Raw genomic sequence first — 15,406 nt, forward strand, 5'->3', positions numbered from 1 at the left:
TCCTTTAAATACCATCGCGTTCCAGTGGACAGCTCATGCAGCGTGCGCCTCCGCGCCCGCGGCCCAGTTCATCGCCGGGAATGGGAAGGACGGTAATGCCGGCTTTGTCGTATTTTTCGTTGGTCCAGATGTTGCGCTCATAGCCCACCACCACGCCGGGACGCAGGGTGAGCACGTTATTGGCGTCATTCCACTGTTCGCGCTCAGCTTCAAATGCGTCGCCGCCAGTGGTGATTAAGCGCACCTGATCGATGCCAAGCGCTTTTTCAAGAGCATGAACCAGCGTGCTCTCCTGGGTTCGTTTCAGACCTCCGCGTCCGTCTGGCGTCAGCGTCCAGCACTGAACGTCCGGGCGAACGACTTCCGGATAGACAGAGAAGGTGTCGATATCAATGTGGGTCATGACGGTGTCAAGGTGCATACAGGAGCGATGTTTTGGCAGTTCAACGGCAATGACGCGTTCCGCCTGACGATGTTTAAACAATGCCTGCGCCAGGAACTCGACGCCCTGCGGCGTAGTACGTTCAGACATACCGATCAACACCGCGCCGCGGCCAATCACCAGCACATCGCCGCCCTCTAAAGTGGCGTGGTCGTAATTAATGTCCTCGTCGCCGAAATATTTAATGAAATCACCGCCTGCGAATTGAGGATGCCAGCGATAAATGGCACGTAAATTATTCGTTTCACGTTGGCGTGCAGGTTTCGCCATGGGGTTAATTGAGACGCCGTTATATATCCAGCAGGACGTGTCACGGGTAAATAGGTGATTCGGTAATGGCTTCATAATAAAGTCATTAATATCGTGAGTATCGACCACCATATTTTTTATGGAGGCGGGGATTTCGCCGTAAGTTAAACCGCCGCTTAAATGGCGAGCCAGTTCACGGTGCGGCATATCCGCCAGCCAGGCGCGAATATCTGCGGCAAAGGTGGGCCCAAGGCGATAATCGGAAATTTGCGTGTCCAGTAGCCAGGCTTTAGCGTCAGCCACATCCAGCGTTTGGGTGAGCAGGTCGGTTAACAGCAACACTTCTATCCCTTGCTGGCGCAGCGTGTTGGCAAAAATGTCATGCTCTTCGCCAGCGCGCTCTACGGATAATACATCGTCAAAAAGTAATTCCTGACAATTTGAAGGGGTAAGTCTTTTTAGGCTGAGATTGGGACGATGCAACATTACGCTGCGTAATTGACCAATTTCAGAACCGACAAAATGCTTTTCCATCATTATACCTTTTACATAATTTCAAGAATAAAGAAGGAGTGGCTGCAAATATTTAGCGTGCTTGCAGTCGCGGCGTTTCAGTTAAATTCGGGAGCAATGATTGAATTTTATTTGGGTTGTTAATGTGATGAGATTCACATCAATCAAGGAGTGCTATTTTTCTTACTTAATATATGAGCCGGGTCAGAGAAATTCAAAAAACAATAAGGCATTAAATGAATTACTACGCAGCTATATGGTTTGTTATTTTTTTATTGTTAATTATTTGTTTGCTGTATTGAATGATATTTAAATCTTAACTCATTGAAAATAAAGTAATTATTTTTAATGGTTGCATAACTATGCGTGAGGGGGATTTTATTATCGGGGATATTTAAATAATTTAAAAATAACTATGGATAGAGAAGTCATTTATGCAGGGAGAGCGAATTGTGATCGCTAAAACGTTTTTATGTTAACGCCTTTAATATCAAAGCGTTGTTAGTGATGGCAATTTGGCGCCGCTGGGGTTTATGCATAGGTACTGCATAAAGTTGGGCGAACTATTAACAATATAGAAACACCGCTGGCGATAAACATGCGCTGGCGCAAAATCGATGAGAGTAAGGGTAGTATGGCAGCCATTTTTCTCGTATAAAGAGAAATATAAAACGCTGTTTTAACTAAGGGGATGCGATGATTATTGGCAATATTGAACATCTGGAGGCCTGGCTGCCGACGGCGTTACGGCAGGCGATTGAGCACGTCAATGCGCATGTCACGGCAACGACCGCGCCAGGTAAGTATGACATTGACGGCGACAGGCTGTTTTATATGATTTCTGAAAATATGACGGAGCCGGGCGAATCGCGCAGCGCAGAGTATCACGCCCGTTATCTTGATATTCAGATTGTGCTACAAGGTCAGGAAGGGATGGCATTCAGTACCCGGCCTGCGGGAACGCCGCACACGGACTGGCTGGCGGATAAAGACATTGCATTTTTACCGACGAGCGTCGACGAGAAAACCGTCGTCCTGAACGAAGGCGACTTTGTGGTGTTTTATCCCGGCGAAGTGCATAAGCCCCTGTGCGCGGTGGGAGAACCGGCGCGGGTACGTAAAGCGGTTGTGAAAATGCTGATGGCGTAATATTTTGTGCCGGATGGCGGCGCCTGCACGTTGTGATTTTGTAGGCCAACCGCCATCCGGCATCATAACGACATTATTTAGACAGCGTCGCTACCATTACTGCTTTGATGGTATGCATTCGGTTTTCCGCTTCATCAAAGACAATGCTGGCCGCAGACTCAAAAACCTCGTCGGTCACTTCCATCCCGCCATGTAAACCGTACTCTTCGGCCATTTTTTTGCCGAGCGTGGTTTCGTCATCATGGAACGCAGGCAGACAATGCAGGAACTTAACCTGCGGATTGCCGGTTAACGCCATCATCTGGCTGTTGACCTGATAATCACGCAGCAGGGCAATACGCTCCGCCCATTTCTCTTTGGGTTCGCCCATAGAGACCCAAACATCGGTATAGATAAAATCCGCGCCTTTTACGCCTGAGGCGATATCTTCGGTCAGGGTGATGGCGCCGCCGTTCTTTTTCGCCATGGCGCTGCACTCCGCCACTAACGCGGCTTGCGGCCAGCAGGCTTTTGGCGCGACCAGACGGAGATCCAATCCTGTTAACGCGGCGGCTTCCAGCATGGAGTTACCCATGTTATTACGCGCGTCTCCGGCATAGACCAACGTCATCTCGTTAAAGGCTTTACCCGGCAGATGTTCCTGCATGGTGAGCAGATCCGCCAGTAATTGCGTTGGGTGATACTCATCGGTTAAACCGTTCCATACCGGCACACCGGAATATTCAGCCAGCGTTTCGACGATCTCCTGGCCATATCCTCGATACTGAATACCGTCAAACATCCGGCCCAGGACGCGGGCAGTATCTTTGATGGACTCTTTATGGCCGATCTGGCTCCCGCTGGAACCCAGGTACGTCACGCGCGCCCCCTGATCGTATGCGGCAACTTCGAAAGAGCATCGTGTCCGGGTCGAGTCTTTTTCGAAGATGAGCGCAATATTCTTACCCACCAGCTTTTGTTCTTCTTTACCGTTTTTCTTATCGGCTTTCAGTTTGGCGGCAAGCTGCAACAGAGCAGTGAGCTCGCTGGCGGTGAAATCAAGTAACTTTAAAAAAGGTTTTTGGTAAAACGTAGACATACTTCCCTCACATGGCTTAGGCCTCTCATTGAATTAAAATTCACTTTATATGGGTGATTATTCATTTGCAACCCTGTTTGATAAAACTTTTCTCGATAAGGTGGAGGCAACGTCGGCGGTATGTGACAATAAGAGTATCGGCAGGACATCTATGAGGAACGAGCTATGGCAAACCCGGAATTACTGGAAGAGCAGCGTGAAGAAACGCGCTTAATTATTGAAGAGTTACTTGAGGACGGCAGCGATCCGGATGCGCTGTACACTATCGAGCATCACCTTTCCGCTGACGATTTCGAAACGTTGGAAAAAGCCGCGGTAGAAGCCTTTAAACTCGGCTATGAAGTGACGGAGCCGGAAGAGCTGGAAGTGGAAGAGGGCGATACGGTTATTTGTTGCGACATCCTCAGCGAGTGCGCGTTGAACGCCGAACTCATCGACGCTCAGGTTGAGCAACTGATGAACCTGGCGGAAAAATATGATGTTGAATACGACGGCTGGGGAACCTATTTTGAAGACCCTAATGGCGAAGAGGGTGATGACGACGATTATGTCGATGAAGATGACGACGGCGTGCGTCACTAAAGCTGCATAGTATGACGGTACGGCAGCGTCTGCTGTCGTATTTTTTTAACAGGTTACGTATGAATTACCCGCAAATACTCTCTCCGGTGCTTAATTTCCTGCATTGCCCGACGCCGCAGGCGTGGATTGTCCAGGCCCGCGATCCGCAAAATCTTCCTCTTCTGCTTACCGATCACCTGATCTGCGAACTGAAGGCTGCGCAAACCGCGTTGCTGTTGGTGCGTAAATATGTCGCCGATAAATCGGGCGCCGACGCGCTGCTCTCCTGGCTGCAACCTTACGAGGCGTTCGCGTTTCGTCAGGGGCCGGAGCCGGATTTTGTTGCCCTGCATAAACAGATTAGCAAAAGCGCCATGCCGCAAACTGATGACCCCTGGGGACGTCAGCTTATCGACCGTATGGTGTTATTGATTAAAGAGGAGTTGCACCATTTTTGGCAGGTACGCGAGGTCATGCAGGCCAGAAACATTCCTTATGTGAAAATCACCGCCAGCCGCTACGCGAAAGGAATGTTGAAAGCGGTACGCACGCACGAACCGCTCACCTTAATTGATAAGCTGATTTGCGGGGCGTATATCGAAGCCCGCTCCTGCGAACGTTTTGCCGCTCTGGCGCCCTGGCTGGATGAGGATTTACAGACGTTTTATCTCTCGCTTCTGCGCTCCGAAGCACGGCATTATCAGGATTACCTGGCGCTGGCGCAGCAGATTTCCGCCGAGGACATTTCTGCGCGCGTGCGCTATTTTGGCGAGGTGGAAGCTGACCTTATCTTGTCGCCAGACCGCGAGTTTCGTTTTCATAGCGGCGTGCCAGCCGCCGGATAAAGGGTAAAATTAAAGATTAGCGTTTTTATATTTTACGCTGTCGCCACCTGCGTGGTCATCCGCCCGGCATCAAACTGCTGGCGAGCAGGAAAAGTCATTTTCATGATATTCTGTCCTGAGTAAAGCCTGCCCTGCGGCAGGCAAAAAGAACTCACTCAGTGTTATATTCCCGAAAGGTGACCGTGAACAATGCCATTTTTGCATCATCACTACGGGTTCTTGTGTTGAAATAGTTACTGTTTCACGCCTTTTGACGCTTCAGAGCAGGTCTTGCCAACAAAGGTTTGTTTAATTTTGTTGATGGAGGTTGTTTTATTACCTCCTGCATCGACATCCGATTTCATGGTCATCGCAAATTCTGTATCGCTTATTTTCGTCGTTTCTACAATAGAGTGCGATTTGACATCAGGATTATTACAGACAGTCTCATTGATCAGTTTGGTATCCGTACTTTCTACAAATGTTGTCGTGCAACCGCCTGCACTGGTAGAAAAACCCTTCACCATTTTTTTAGAATCTTCAGACATTTTAGGGGTATAACACATAAGCGTCGCTATGCCCGAATTTTTTTCATCCATTAATACTTCTTTTGTATCTGGATTGATGGTGCGCATTTCTATATTTTCCATTTTCCATTCGCCGGGCTGTATATCTAATGCATATACATTAGAGATACTAATAAACATAGCGGGGAAAACAATTGCTGATAATAGGCGTTTCATTTATAACTTCCTTGAATAATAAGTGATTCCCGGATAACAGGATGTTTCCGGGATTACTTATATCAGCAAAAATAATACCTGGCGAGGATAAATAAACGCCTGGTTTTCAGAGATCCTTTAACATCCTCACTTCGCAATCGACATGTCCGGTGCAGCCGAGCGGTTCGCTAATATGTTCAAATCCTAAACGTTCGTATAGCGCAATCGCCTCGCGTAAAAAAGCCGTTGTTTCCAGATAGCAGCGTTTAAAACCCTGTTCACGGGCATGATCCAGCGCCATCAGCGCCAGCTTTTTCGCCAGCCCCTGACCACGAATCACCGGTAAAAAATACATTTTTTGCAGTTCACAAATGTCTGGTTCGCTACAGGATAACGGCGCCACGCCGCCGCCGCCCACCACACAACCGTTTTGCTCTACCACCCAGTAGGCCGCGCCCGGTTGGCTATAAACCTGATACAGTTCATCCAGATTGGGGTCGGCAACGGTATAACCTTTATCGGCGGTAAGTCCGTATTCCGCTGAAACCTGACGGATGACACGGGCAATAGCGGCATTGTCGGCGGTAGTGATTCGGCGCACCGTGAGCGTTGGCGAGGCGACATTATTCATAATATGGCTCAATTTTTAAAATTTATTTATAGATTACTTTAATACCACCGTCTTGAGTTACGCGCAAGGAGATCCTGAATCAGACAAAATAAAAGGCGGAAAAATTAAACAAAAATAGTATCGTAGTCAAATCAGTAACAATTTACTGGTTTTTATTATTAATTCTAATAGATTGTAATTCAGGGATATGATTCATGAATAACGTTATCAGTAGTAAAGATAACCATAATCACACGTTGGTGTTTACAGGCAAGGGCGGAAAGTATTTTGTTATTTGCCTTGTGAATTTCTTGTTGACGTGTATCACGTTTGGAATCTATGCGCCGTGGGCGATGGTGAAATGTCGACGTTATATTTATACTAATATGACGCTAAACAATCAGCCTTTTGCTTACAAAGCCACGGGCGGCGCATTATTTATTAGTGTGTTGTTAGTTTTTATTATTTATATTGTTAGCCTCTTTCTTATTGAACACGGTCATCCCGGTCTCGGTTTTACGCTATTCGGCTTATTAATTGCGATTATTCCTTTTATGGCGGTGAAAGGATTACAGTATCAGGCGATGATGACTTCGCTTAATGGCATACATTTTGGATTCCAGTGTTCCATGCGGCGCGCCTGGTGGTACATGTTCGCTCTCCCGGTACTCCTGATGGTGGCGCTTTATATTGTTATTTATATTATCTCACTGGTAACCATCGCCGTCGGCGGTTTAGTGTTCAATATCGTTTTTCTCGGTTTGCTGGCTATTATTGGGATAGGGGTCATTAACGGTATTACCTACAGCAAATGGATGACCTTGTTTGGCAATGGCGCAAACTTTGGCATTCATCGTTTCTCGATTCAGGTTAATGTTAAAACGTGCATCAGAGGGTGCGTGTTGGCAATGTTGACCCTTTTCCCTTTTGCTGTCGTGATTGGTTATCTAATCGCGCCGGTGTTCACCGACATGATTCTTTTGAGTATGATGGGGAATGCGCAGGCAGGAGGGGCGCTTATTCTGCAATATTATGGCCAGATAATGGCATGTTATTTCCTCTATTTTCTCGCGATTATTGTGGTAACCAGTTACTTATATGTGGCGTTACGCAACCTGTTTTTAAACAATTTGTCACTGGCGAACGATTCGATTCGTTTTCATTCCTCTGTCACTGCACACGGTATGCTGTGGCGGTTACTGGTGGTGTTTGTGATTTCCGGCGTGACCTTAGGGCTGGCTTATCCGTGGTTGAAAATTTGGCTGGTGAGCTGGCTGGCGCAGAATACACAGGTCCAGGGCGATCTGGATTCGCTTGAGTTAACCAATGATGAGAAGCCGCTGGAAAACAGCCCGCTAATGTGGATTTCTCGTGGCATTATGCCTTACTTCCCGTTTATCTGATGTAAAAAGGCCGACGTTTACGTCGGCCCATAATTCATGTTGTCGGATGGCGGCGTGAATGCCTTATCCGGCCTACCGATCGCGCCATGTCAATAAGCGAACGTGTAGGCCTGGTAAGCGAAGCGCCATCAGGCTTTCAGATTACAGCGCGCTAATAACCGCCTGCTGCTCAATCAGCTTCGCTTTGGCTTCTGCATAACCTTCCAGCTTCTCACGCTCTTTGGCAATCACCGCTTCCGGCGCACGGGCGACGAAACCTTCGTTGGACAGTTTGCCTTCGATACGGGCAATCTCGCCTTCGATTTTCGCCACTTCTTTCGCCAGACGCGCCAGCTCATCGTCTTTGTTGATGAGGCCTGCCATCGGGATCAGCAGTTCGGCGCCGTCGATGATTTTGGTCACGGAAACCGGGCCTTTGTCATCGGCTGGCAGCACGGTGATGCTTTCCAGACGCGCCAGGGTTTGCAGGAAGCTACGGTTGTCGTTAACACGACGAACGGCTTCTTCACTACAGCCGCGCAGCAGCAGTTCCAGCGGTTTGCCCGGGGCGATGTTCATTTCCGCACGAATGTTACGTACTGCGACGATCGCCTGCTTCAGCCACTCGGTATCGGCCAACGCGGCTTCATCCACCTGTGCGGCGTTATATTCCGGGAACGGCTGCAGCATGATGGTGTCGGCGGTAATACCGCAAATGACCTTCACGCGCTGCCAGATGGTTTCGGTGATGAACGGAATGATCGGGTGCGCCAGGCGCAGCAGACCTTCCAGTACGGTGACCAGCGTATGGCGGGTGCCGCGCAGTTCAGACTCGGAACCCCCGGTCATTACCGGCTTGGTCAGCTCCAGATACCAGTCGCAGAACTGGTTCCAGGTGAATTCATACAGAATGCCCGCGGCGATGTCGAAGCGGAAGTTATCCAGTGCTTCGCGGTAGGCTTTAACGGTCTGGTTGAATTCCGCCAGGATCCAGCGGTCCGCCAGCGACAGCGTCATTTCGCCGCCGTTGAAGCCGCAATCCTGCTCTTCGGTGTTCATCAGCACAAAGCGGCTGGCGTTCCACAGCTTGTTACAGAAGTTACGGTAGCCTTCCAGACGCTTCATATCCCAGTTGATGTCGCGACCGGTCGAGGCCAGCGCCGCCAGGGTAAAGCGCAGGGCGTCGGTGCCGTGCGGCTCAATGCCGTTCGGGAACTGCTTCTCGGTACGCTTGCGGATTTTCTCCGCCATCTGCGGCTGCATCATGTTGCCGGTGCGTTTTTCCAGCAGTTCCGGCAGGGAGATGCCGTCCACCATATCCAGCGGGTCGATAACGTTACCCTTGGATTTGGACATCTTCTGGCCTTCGTCGTCGCGAATCAGACCGGTCATGTAGACGGTATGGAACGGCACCTGCGGCTTGCCGTTTTCATCTTTGATGAAGTGCATGGTCATCATGATCATGCGGGCAATCCAGAAGAAGATGATATCGAAGCCGGACACCATCACGCTGGTGGGATGGAACTGACGCAGGGCGTCGGTGTTTTCTGGCCAGCCGAGGGTGGAGAAGGTCCACAGCGCGGAGGAGAACCAGGTATCAAGAACGTCTTCGTCCTGACGAAGCTGAACGTCGGCACCGAGGTTATTTTCCTGACGCACTTCGTCTTCGGTACGGCCAACGTAGACGTTGCCGTCGTTGTCATACCATGCCGGGATACGGTGACCCCACCACAGCTGACGAGAGATACACCAGTCCTGAATATCGCGCATCCAGGAGAAGTACATGTTTTCGTACTGCTTCGGCACGAACTGAATGTCGCCGTTTTCAACCGCTTCCACCGCCGGTTTCGCCAGCACGTCTGCACGGACGTACCACTGGTCGGTCAGCATCGGTTCGATAACTACGCCGCCACGGTCGCCGTAAGGGACGGTCAGATCGTGCGGTTTAATTTCTTCCAGCAGGCCCAGCGCGTCAACGGCAGCAACGATGGCCTTACGGGCAGCAAAGCGTTCCAGCTTCTGGAACTCAGCCGGAATCTCGCTGGAATAAACGTTAGACTCTTCACCTTTGGTATCGAACACTTCCGCGCTTTCGCGAATGTCGCCATCAAAGGTCAGGATGTTGATCATCGGCAGGGCGTGACGTTTCCCGACTTCATAGTCGTTAAAGTCGTGCGCCGGGGTGATCTTCACGCAGCCGGTACCTTTTTCCATATCGGCGTGTTCGTCGCCCACAATCGGAATGCGGCGGTTAACCAGCGGCAGAATAACGAATTTGCCAATCAGATCCTTATAACGCGGATCTTCCGGGTTCACGGCCACGCCGGTATCGCCCAATACGGTTTCCGGACGGGTGGTGGCGACGACCAGGTAATCTTTACCGTCTGCGGTTTTCGCGCCGTCGGCCAGCGGATAGCGGATGTGCCACATCGAGCCTTTGGACTCGCGGTTTTCCACTTCCAGGTCAGAGATGGCGGTGCGCAGCTTCGGGTCCCAGTTCACCAGGCGTTTGCCACGGTAAATCAGGTCTTCTTTGTACAGGCGAACAAAGACTTCTTTCACGGCATTGGAAAGGCCTTCGTCCATGGTGAAGCGCTCGCGTTCCCAGTCAACGGAGTTGCCGAGACGGCGCATCTGACGGGTAATGGTGCCGCCGGATTCCGCTTTCCACTGCCAGATTTTGTCGATAAACGCATCGCGGCCGTAGTCGTGACGGGTTTTACCTTCTTCAGCGGCAATCTTACGCTCAACCACCATCTGGGTGGCGATCCCGGCGTGATCGGTGCCGACCTGCCACAGGGTGTTTTTACCCTGCATACGCTGGTAACGGATCATGGTATCCATGATGGTTTGCTGGAAAGCATGTCCCATATGCAAACTGCCGGTGACGTTCGGCGGCGGGATCATGATGCAGAAGGACTCTTTGCTTTCGTCGCCGTTAGGCTTGAAATAGCCCTGCTTTTCCCAGTGCTCGTAAAGCGGCTGTTCGATATCTTGGGGGTTATATGTCTTTTCCATTATTTCCAGGTTGCCGTATTCAGGTTAAAACCAGCCACGCGGTAGGCTTTGTAGCGTTCGCGCGCCAGTTGTTTCAAAGTTTCTTCGTAAGGGACGAAGTCTACCACTTCTGTGAAAGCGGTGGCAAAATCTGCAAAGCTTGTACGCAGGCTGATTAAAATATCGCGCGGGCTGCTGTTGCGTTTTTGCGGCCAGGCGATTTCAACCGGCGCGCCGCCGCGTGGGCCTTCGCCTGCCAGATTGTGCGGGACAAAACTTTCCGCCGGTCTTGCCCACAGCGCTTCATCCAGCCGAATGGCCTGCTTCTCATCTTCGCAGGCGATCAGCACGCGCTTGCCGGCGCGCCAACGTTCTGCGGCAATTTCACACACCAGTTGTTCAACGGCGCTTAAACCGTTGACGGTGGTGTCATTATCCAGAAGATAGAACGTCGCATTTTTCATATATGGGGCTTCTTGTGGTGGATTTAAATGCGTTGTCATGATGCCTCCCGTAGGCCGGATAAGCGCAGCGCCATCCGGCAAAACGCCTGATGGCGGCGCTAATGCGCCTTATCAGGCCTACGGGGTAATCTCAAACTTACTCTTCGCCGTTAAAGCCCGCACGATTGAGCAGGAACTGCGACAGCAGCGCTACCGGACGACCCGTCGCGCCTTTCGCTTTGCCGGATCGCCAGGCGGTGCCGGCGATATCCAGGTGCGCCCAGTTATACTTACGGGTAAAGCGCGACAGGAAGCAGCCCGCGGTGATAGCGCCGCCAGGACGACCACCAATATTCGCCATATCCGCAAAGTTGGACTCCAGTTGTTCCTGGAACTCATCGCCCAGCGGCAGACGCCACGCGCGGTCGCCCGCTTGCTCGGACGCGCCGATCAGTTCATGCGCCAGCGGGTTATGGTTCGACATCAGACCGGTAATGTGATGGCCCAGCGCAATCACGCAGGCGCCAGTTAGCGTCGCGACGTCAATGACCGCTTCCGGTTCGAAGCGCTCAACGTAGGTCAGCACGTCGCACAAAACCAGACGGCCTTCAGCATCGGTATTCAGCACTTCAACCGTCTGACCGGACATGGTGGTCAGTACGTCGCCCGGACGATACGCGCGTCCGCCCGGCATGTTTTCACAGCCCGCCAGCACGCCGATAACGTTAATCGGTAGCTGAAGCTCGGCAACCATACGCATCACGCCGTAAACCGCCGCCGCGCCGCACATGTCGTACTTCATCTCGTCCATCCCTTCAGATGGCTTGATGGAGATGCCGCCGGAGTCGAAGGTCAGGCCTTTACCCACCAGCACGATCGGGCGCGCGTCTTCGGACGGATTGCCCTTGTACTCAATCACCGACATCAGCGATTCATTCTGCGAACCGTGGCCGACCGCCAGATAAGCGTTCATACCCAGTTCGCGCATTTGCTGTTCGCCGATGACGCGGGTGATGACATTTTTGCTGTAGCTGTCAGCCAACTGGCGCGCCTGTGACGCCAGGTAGGCGGCGTTACAGATATTGGGCGGCATGTTGCCGAGATCTTTCGCTGCCTTAATCCCGGCGGCGATGGCCAGACCGTGCTGAATGGCGCGTTCGCCGCTGGTGAGCTCACGGCGGGTCGGCACATTAAAGACCATCTTACGTAGCGGGCGGCGCGGCTCGCTCTTGTTGGTCTTGAGTTGATCAAAGCTATAAAGCGTCTCTTTGGCCGTTTCGACGGCCTGACGCACTTTCCAGTAGTTGTTGCGGCCTTTGACGTGCAGCTCGGTCAGGAAGCAGACGGCTTCCATTGAGCCGGTATCATTCAGAGTATTTATCGTTTTCTGAATAACCTGCTTATACTGACGTTCATCAAGCTCGCGCTCTTTGCCGCAACCAATGAGGAGGATTCGCTCGGAAAGAACGTTGGGAACATGGTGCAGCAACAGAGTCTGCCCCGGTTTTCCTTCCAGTTCGCCGCGACGCAGCAATGCGCTGATGTATCCGTCGCTAATTTTGTCGAGCTGTTCTGCAATCGGAGAAAGGCGACGCGGTTCAAAGACGCCCACGACAATGCAGGCACTCCGCTGTTTCTCCGGGCTACCGCTTTTTACACTGAACTCCATGCACTATGCTCCTGAATCTTAAAGACAACAGTGGTGGCTACAGCTATACTCGTCGTCTTTCAAGTTGCAGATGCGTTGGCTGCGCCTGCTCACCCCTGTCACTTACCTGATGTAAGCTCCGGGGCTTCACAGTTCTGCCGCCTGCCTGCAACTCGAAATCCATTAGAGTATAGAAATTGAAAGCTTTCGTAACTCATATCCGCTGTTGCGGTGACTTCGTGTTAATCTTAACGTTATTACGGCATTGGCACGTCAGAACAAGTTCTGAGAGGTGAATCCGCTGAGTATAATGATCTTAGCGATGATTTCGACGACTCAAGAGAATAAATGACGTTTAAGCCATGAAACAAGCTAAATTCCAGCAAAAAAATGGGTTTTTACGGGCGTATTTAAAGTGATAATCATAAGATATCTGGTGCGGGAGACGCTCAAAAGCCAGCTGGCGATACTCTTCATCTTACTTTTGATCTTCTTTTGTCAAAAGTTAGTGAGGATTCTCGGCGCGGCGGTTGACGGCGATATTCCCGCAAATCTGGTGCTCTCGCTTCTGGGGCTGGGCGTACCGGAAATGGCGCAGCTCATCCTGCCTTTAAGCCTGTTCCTGGGGCTGCTGATGACGCTGGGCAAACTGTATACCGAAAGTGAAATTACGGTCATGCACGCCTGTGGGTTGAGCAAAGCCGTGCTGGTAAAGGCCGCCATGGTACTGGCGTTATTTACCGGTATCCTTGCGGCGGTTAACGTGATGTGGGCCGGCCCTTGGTCGTCAAAACACCAGGATGAAGTGCTGGCGGAGGCGAAAGCGAACCCCGGTATGGCGGCGTTGGCGCAGGGGCAATTCCAGCAGGCGACCAACGGCAGCTCGGTGCTGTTTATCGAAAGCGTTGATGGCAGCGACTTCCACGATGTTTTCCTGGCGCAGATTCGCCCTAAGGGCAATGCTCGTCCTTCTGTAGTCGTGGCCGATTCCGGACACCTTACTCAGTTGCGCGATGGTTCCCAGGTTGTCACCTTAAACAAAGGGACGCGTTTTGAAGGGACGGCGTTGCTACGCGATTTTCGCATCACCGACTTCCAGAACTATCAGGCGATTATTGGCCATCAGGCCGTGGCGCTGGACCCGAACGATACCGACCAGATGGACATGCGCACGCTGTGGAATACCGACAACGATCGCGCTCGTGCCGAGCTGCACTGGCGTATCACGTTAGTCTTTACCGTATTTATGATGGCGCTGATGGTCGTGCCGCTCAGCGTGGTGAATCCACGTCAGGGGCGCGTCTTGTCTATGTTGCCCGCCATGCTGCTTTATCTGCTGTTCTTCCTGATCCAGACCTCCATTAAATCGAATGGCGGTAAAGGCAAACTGGACCCGGTTATCTGGATGTGGGCGGTCAACCTGATCTATCTGGCGTTGGCGATTGGTTTAAACCTGTGGGATACGGTGCCGGTCCGCCGCCTGCGTGCCCGTTTTCTGCGTAAAGGAGCGGTATAATGCAGCCATTTGGTGTACTTGACCGCTATATCGGTAAAACCATTTTTACCACCATCATGATGACGTTGTTCATGCTGGTGTCGCTCTCCGGGATCATCAAGTTTGTCGATCAGCTGAAAAAAGCGGGGCAGGGTAACTACGACGCGCTGGGCGCGGGTATGTACACCCTGCTCAGCGTACCTAAGGATATCCAGATCTTCTTTCCTATGGCGGCGCTGCTTGGCGCGCTGCTGGGACTGGGGATGCTGGCGCAGCGTAGCGAACTGGTGGTGATGCAGGCATCGGGTTTCACCCGTATGCAGGTGGCGCTGTCGGTGATGAAAACGGCTATCCCCCTGGTGCTGTTGACCATGGCGATCGGCGAATGGGTCGCCCCGCAGGGCGAGCAGATGGCGCGTAACTATCGTGCGCAGGCGATGTATGGCGGTTCGCTGCTTTCCACCCAGCAAGGTCTGTGGGCGAAAGACGGGAATAACTTTGTCTATATTGAACGGGTGAAGGGCGACGAGGAGCTGGCCGGCATTAGTATTTACGCTTTCAACGATCAGCGTCGTTTGCAGTCAGTGCGTTACGCCGCTTCGGCAAAATTCGACCCGGAGCATAAGGTCTGGCGTTTGTCGCAGGTGGATGAGTCCGATCTGCAAAACCCGAAACAGATCACCGGTTCGCAGACGGTGAGCGGCACCTGGAAAACGAATCTGACGCCGGATAAGTTAGGCGTGGTGGCGCTGGACCCGGATGCGCTTTCCATCAGCGGTCTGCATAACTACGTTAAATATCTGAAGTCGAGCGGACAGGACGCCGGACGTTATCAGCTCAATATGTGGAGTAAAATCTTCCAGCCGCTCTCCGTGGCGGTGATGATGCTGATGGCGCTGTCGTTTATCTTTGGACCGCTGCGTAGTGTGCCGATGGGCGTGCGCGTGGTGACGGGGATTAGCTTCGGCTTCGTCTTCTACGTCCTCGACCAGATTTTTGGCCCGCTGACGCTGGTATACGGCATTCCGCCGATTGTCGGCGCGCTGCTGCCGAGCGCGTCTTTCTTCCTGATTAGCCTGTGGCTAATGCTGCGTAAGTCGTAATCACAGGCAGCCATCCGGCAATGCAGTAAAGCGCAGTGCCTGATGGCGCTGCGCTTATCCGGCCTACCAGAACCCGTAGGCCTGATAAGTCCTTTCCGCCGCCATCCGGCAGACCGCCTGGTATTCCTCGAATGATGTAGTGCGTAACCTGACGCGTGGCGCTTTTGGCTACGCGTTAAGCTCAGGCAAG

15 protein-coding genes are annotated in these 15,406 nt (G+C 51.9%); 7 read left to right on the top strand and 8 right to left on the bottom strand.

Annotated elements, in window-relative coordinates; translation table 11 throughout:
* Positions 1–4: 4 nt before the first annotated feature.
* Positions 5–1,225: an arginine deiminase gene (arcA, locus tag ACLJNW_RS15280; RefSeq protein ID WP_000410844.1), complete on the bottom strand. Its 1,221-nt coding sequence runs from the start codon at positions 1,223–1,225 to the stop codon at positions 5–7.
* Between the two features lie 675 nt (positions 1,226–1,900).
* Here arcA and ACLJNW_RS15285 point away from each other — a divergent pair.
* Positions 1,901–2,353 carry a YhcH/YjgK/YiaL family protein gene (locus ACLJNW_RS15285; RefSeq protein WP_000583455.1) on the top strand — a complete coding sequence of 151 codons (453 nt, stop codon included), beginning with the start codon at positions 1,901–1,903 and terminating at the stop codon, positions 2,351–2,353.
* Positions 2,354–2,426: 73 nt separating this feature from the next.
* Here the strand turns inward: ACLJNW_RS15285 and argF are convergent, their stop codons facing one another.
* Together argF and argL are read right to left on the bottom strand one after the other, a co-directional pair.
* On the bottom strand, positions 2,427–3,431 hold the full coding sequence (argF, locus tag ACLJNW_RS15290) for an ornithine carbamoyltransferase (protein WP_000103041.1): 1,005 nt from the start codon (positions 3,429–3,431) through the stop codon (positions 2,427–2,429).
* Positions 3,401–3,580: a putative translational regulatory protein ArgL gene (gene argL / locus ACLJNW_RS15295; RefSeq protein ID WP_371045364.1), complete on the bottom strand. Its 180-nt coding sequence runs from the start codon at positions 3,578–3,580 to the stop codon at positions 3,401–3,403. The genes argF and argL overlap by 31 nt, the downstream gene beginning before the upstream one ends.
* A 16-nt stretch (positions 3,581–3,596) precedes the next feature.
* Between argL and rraB the strand changes: the two genes are divergently transcribed.
* Together rraB and miaE are read left to right on the top strand one after the other, a co-directional pair.
* On the top strand, positions 3,597–4,013 hold the full coding sequence (gene rraB, locus ACLJNW_RS15300; protein WP_000002940.1) for a ribonuclease E inhibitor RraB: 417 nt from the start codon (positions 3,597–3,599) through the stop codon (positions 4,011–4,013).
* Positions 4,014–4,024: 11 nt separating this feature from the next.
* Positions 4,025–4,837 (top strand): tRNA isopentenyl-2-thiomethyl-A-37 hydroxylase MiaE, encoded by an 813-nt coding sequence (gene miaE / locus ACLJNW_RS15305; protein WP_000218459.1) that lies wholly within the window; start codon positions 4,025–4,027, stop codon positions 4,835–4,837.
* Between the two features lie 233 nt (positions 4,838–5,070).
* On the opposite strand, the gene ACLJNW_RS15310 is transcribed toward miaE, so the two are convergent.
* Both ACLJNW_RS15310 and ACLJNW_RS15315 read right to left on the bottom strand, forming a co-directional pair.
* Positions 5,071–5,559 (bottom strand): DUF3617 domain-containing protein, encoded by a 489-nt coding sequence (locus ACLJNW_RS15310; RefSeq protein WP_000826193.1) that lies wholly within the window; start codon positions 5,557–5,559, stop codon positions 5,071–5,073.
* A gap of 106 nt (positions 5,560–5,665) precedes the next feature.
* Positions 5,666–6,169 (bottom strand): GNAT family N-acetyltransferase, encoded by a 504-nt coding sequence (locus ACLJNW_RS15315; protein ID WP_001519079.1) that lies wholly within the window; start codon positions 6,167–6,169, stop codon positions 5,666–5,668.
* Between the two features lie 194 nt (positions 6,170–6,363).
* On the opposite strand from ACLJNW_RS15315, the gene ACLJNW_RS15320 reads away from it, so the two are divergent.
* Complete coding sequence (locus tag ACLJNW_RS15320) at positions 6,364–7,551, top strand: YjgN family protein (protein ID WP_024154834.1); 1,188 nt, start codon at positions 6,364–6,366, stop codon at positions 7,549–7,551.
* 141 nt (positions 7,552–7,692) lie between these two features.
* On the opposite strand, the gene ACLJNW_RS15325 is transcribed toward ACLJNW_RS15320, so the two are convergent.
* From ACLJNW_RS15325 to pepA, 3 genes are all read right to left on the bottom strand, one after another.
* The gene (locus tag ACLJNW_RS15325) at positions 7,693–10,548 is read right to left on the bottom strand and encodes a valine--tRNA ligase (protein WP_023204849.1); all 2,856 of its coding nucleotides are present in this window, start codon (positions 10,546–10,548) and stop codon (positions 7,693–7,695) included.
* Positions 10,548–10,991, bottom strand: a complete 444-nt coding sequence (holC, locus tag ACLJNW_RS15330; protein WP_001523689.1) for a DNA polymerase III subunit chi — start codon at positions 10,989–10,991, stop codon at positions 10,548–10,550. Before holC ends, ACLJNW_RS15325 begins: the two co-directional genes overlap by 1 nt.
* A 136-nt stretch (positions 10,992–11,127) precedes the next feature.
* Positions 11,128–12,639 carry a leucyl aminopeptidase gene (gene pepA / locus ACLJNW_RS15335; RefSeq protein ID WP_000397158.1) on the bottom strand — a complete coding sequence of 504 codons (1,512 nt, stop codon included), beginning with the start codon at positions 12,637–12,639 and terminating at the stop codon, positions 11,128–11,130.
* A 280-nt stretch (positions 12,640–12,919) separates the two neighbouring features.
* On the opposite strand from pepA, the gene ACLJNW_RS15340 reads away from it, so the two are divergent.
* The 3 genes from ACLJNW_RS15340 (at position 12,920) to lptG (ending at position 15,216) form a co-directional block, all read left to right on the top strand.
* The gene (locus ACLJNW_RS15340; protein WP_212724070.1) at positions 12,920–12,970 is read left to right on the top strand and encodes a hypothetical protein; all 51 of its coding nucleotides are present in this window, start codon (positions 12,920–12,922) and stop codon (positions 12,968–12,970) included.
* A 63-nt stretch (positions 12,971–13,033) separates the two neighbouring features.
* Positions 13,034–14,134 carry an LPS export ABC transporter permease LptF gene (lptF, locus tag ACLJNW_RS15345; RefSeq protein ID WP_000584132.1) on the top strand — a complete coding sequence of 367 codons (1,101 nt, stop codon included), beginning with the start codon at positions 13,034–13,036 and terminating at the stop codon, positions 14,132–14,134.
* Positions 14,134–15,216: an LPS export ABC transporter permease LptG gene (gene lptG, locus ACLJNW_RS15350; RefSeq protein WP_001182242.1), complete on the top strand. Its 1,083-nt coding sequence runs from the start codon at positions 14,134–14,136 to the stop codon at positions 15,214–15,216. Before lptF ends, lptG begins: the two co-directional genes overlap by 1 nt.
* Positions 15,217–15,406 lie beyond the last annotated feature (190 nt).

It is taken from the genome of Salmonella sp. SAL4457 (assembly GCF_046548235.1).
Classification (GTDB): Bacteria; Pseudomonadota; Gammaproteobacteria; order Enterobacterales; family Enterobacteriaceae; genus Salmonella; species Salmonella enterica.

What these genes read in the sequence shown, in the direction of transcription:
- pepA (WP_000397158.1), bottom strand. Translation starts at nt 12,639, where the DNA reads ATGGAGTTCAGTGTAAAAAGCGGTAGCCCGGAGAAACAGCGGAGTGCC.
- argF (WP_000103041.1), bottom strand. Translation starts at nt 3,431, where the DNA reads ATGTCTACGTTTTACCAAAAACCTTTTTTAAAGTTACTTGATTTCACC.
- holC (WP_001523689.1), bottom strand. Translation starts at nt 10,991, where the DNA reads ATGAAAAATGCGACGTTCTATCTTCTGGATAATGACACCACCGTCAAC.
- argL (WP_371045364.1), bottom strand. Translation starts at nt 3,580, where the DNA reads ATGTCCTGCCGATACTCTTATTGTCACATACCGCCGACGTTGCCTCCA.
- miaE (WP_000218459.1), top strand. Translation starts at nt 4,025, where the DNA reads ATGACGGTACGGCAGCGTCTGCTGTCGTATTTTTTTAACAGGTTACGT.
- lptG (WP_001182242.1), top strand. Translation starts at nt 14,134, where the DNA reads ATGCAGCCATTTGGTGTACTTGACCGCTATATCGGTAAAACCATTTTT.
- ACLJNW_RS15320 (WP_024154834.1), top strand. Translation starts at nt 6,364, where the DNA reads ATGAATAACGTTATCAGTAGTAAAGATAACCATAATCACACGTTGGTG.
- ACLJNW_RS15325 (WP_023204849.1), bottom strand. Translation starts at nt 10,548, where the DNA reads ATGGAAAAGACATATAACCCCCAAGATATCGAACAGCCGCTTTACGAG.
- rraB (WP_000002940.1), top strand. Translation starts at nt 3,597, where the DNA reads ATGGCAAACCCGGAATTACTGGAAGAGCAGCGTGAAGAAACGCGCTTA.
- ACLJNW_RS15315 (WP_001519079.1), bottom strand. Translation starts at nt 6,169, where the DNA reads ATGAATAATGTCGCCTCGCCAACGCTCACGGTGCGCCGAATCACTACC.
- ACLJNW_RS15310 (WP_000826193.1), bottom strand. Translation starts at nt 5,559, where the DNA reads ATGAAACGCCTATTATCAGCAATTGTTTTCCCCGCTATGTTTATTAGT.
- ACLJNW_RS15285 (WP_000583455.1), top strand. Translation starts at nt 1,901, where the DNA reads ATGATTATTGGCAATATTGAACATCTGGAGGCCTGGCTGCCGACGGCG.
- arcA (WP_000410844.1), bottom strand. Translation starts at nt 1,225, where the DNA reads ATGGAAAAGCATTTTGTCGGTTCTGAAATTGGTCAATTACGCAGCGTA.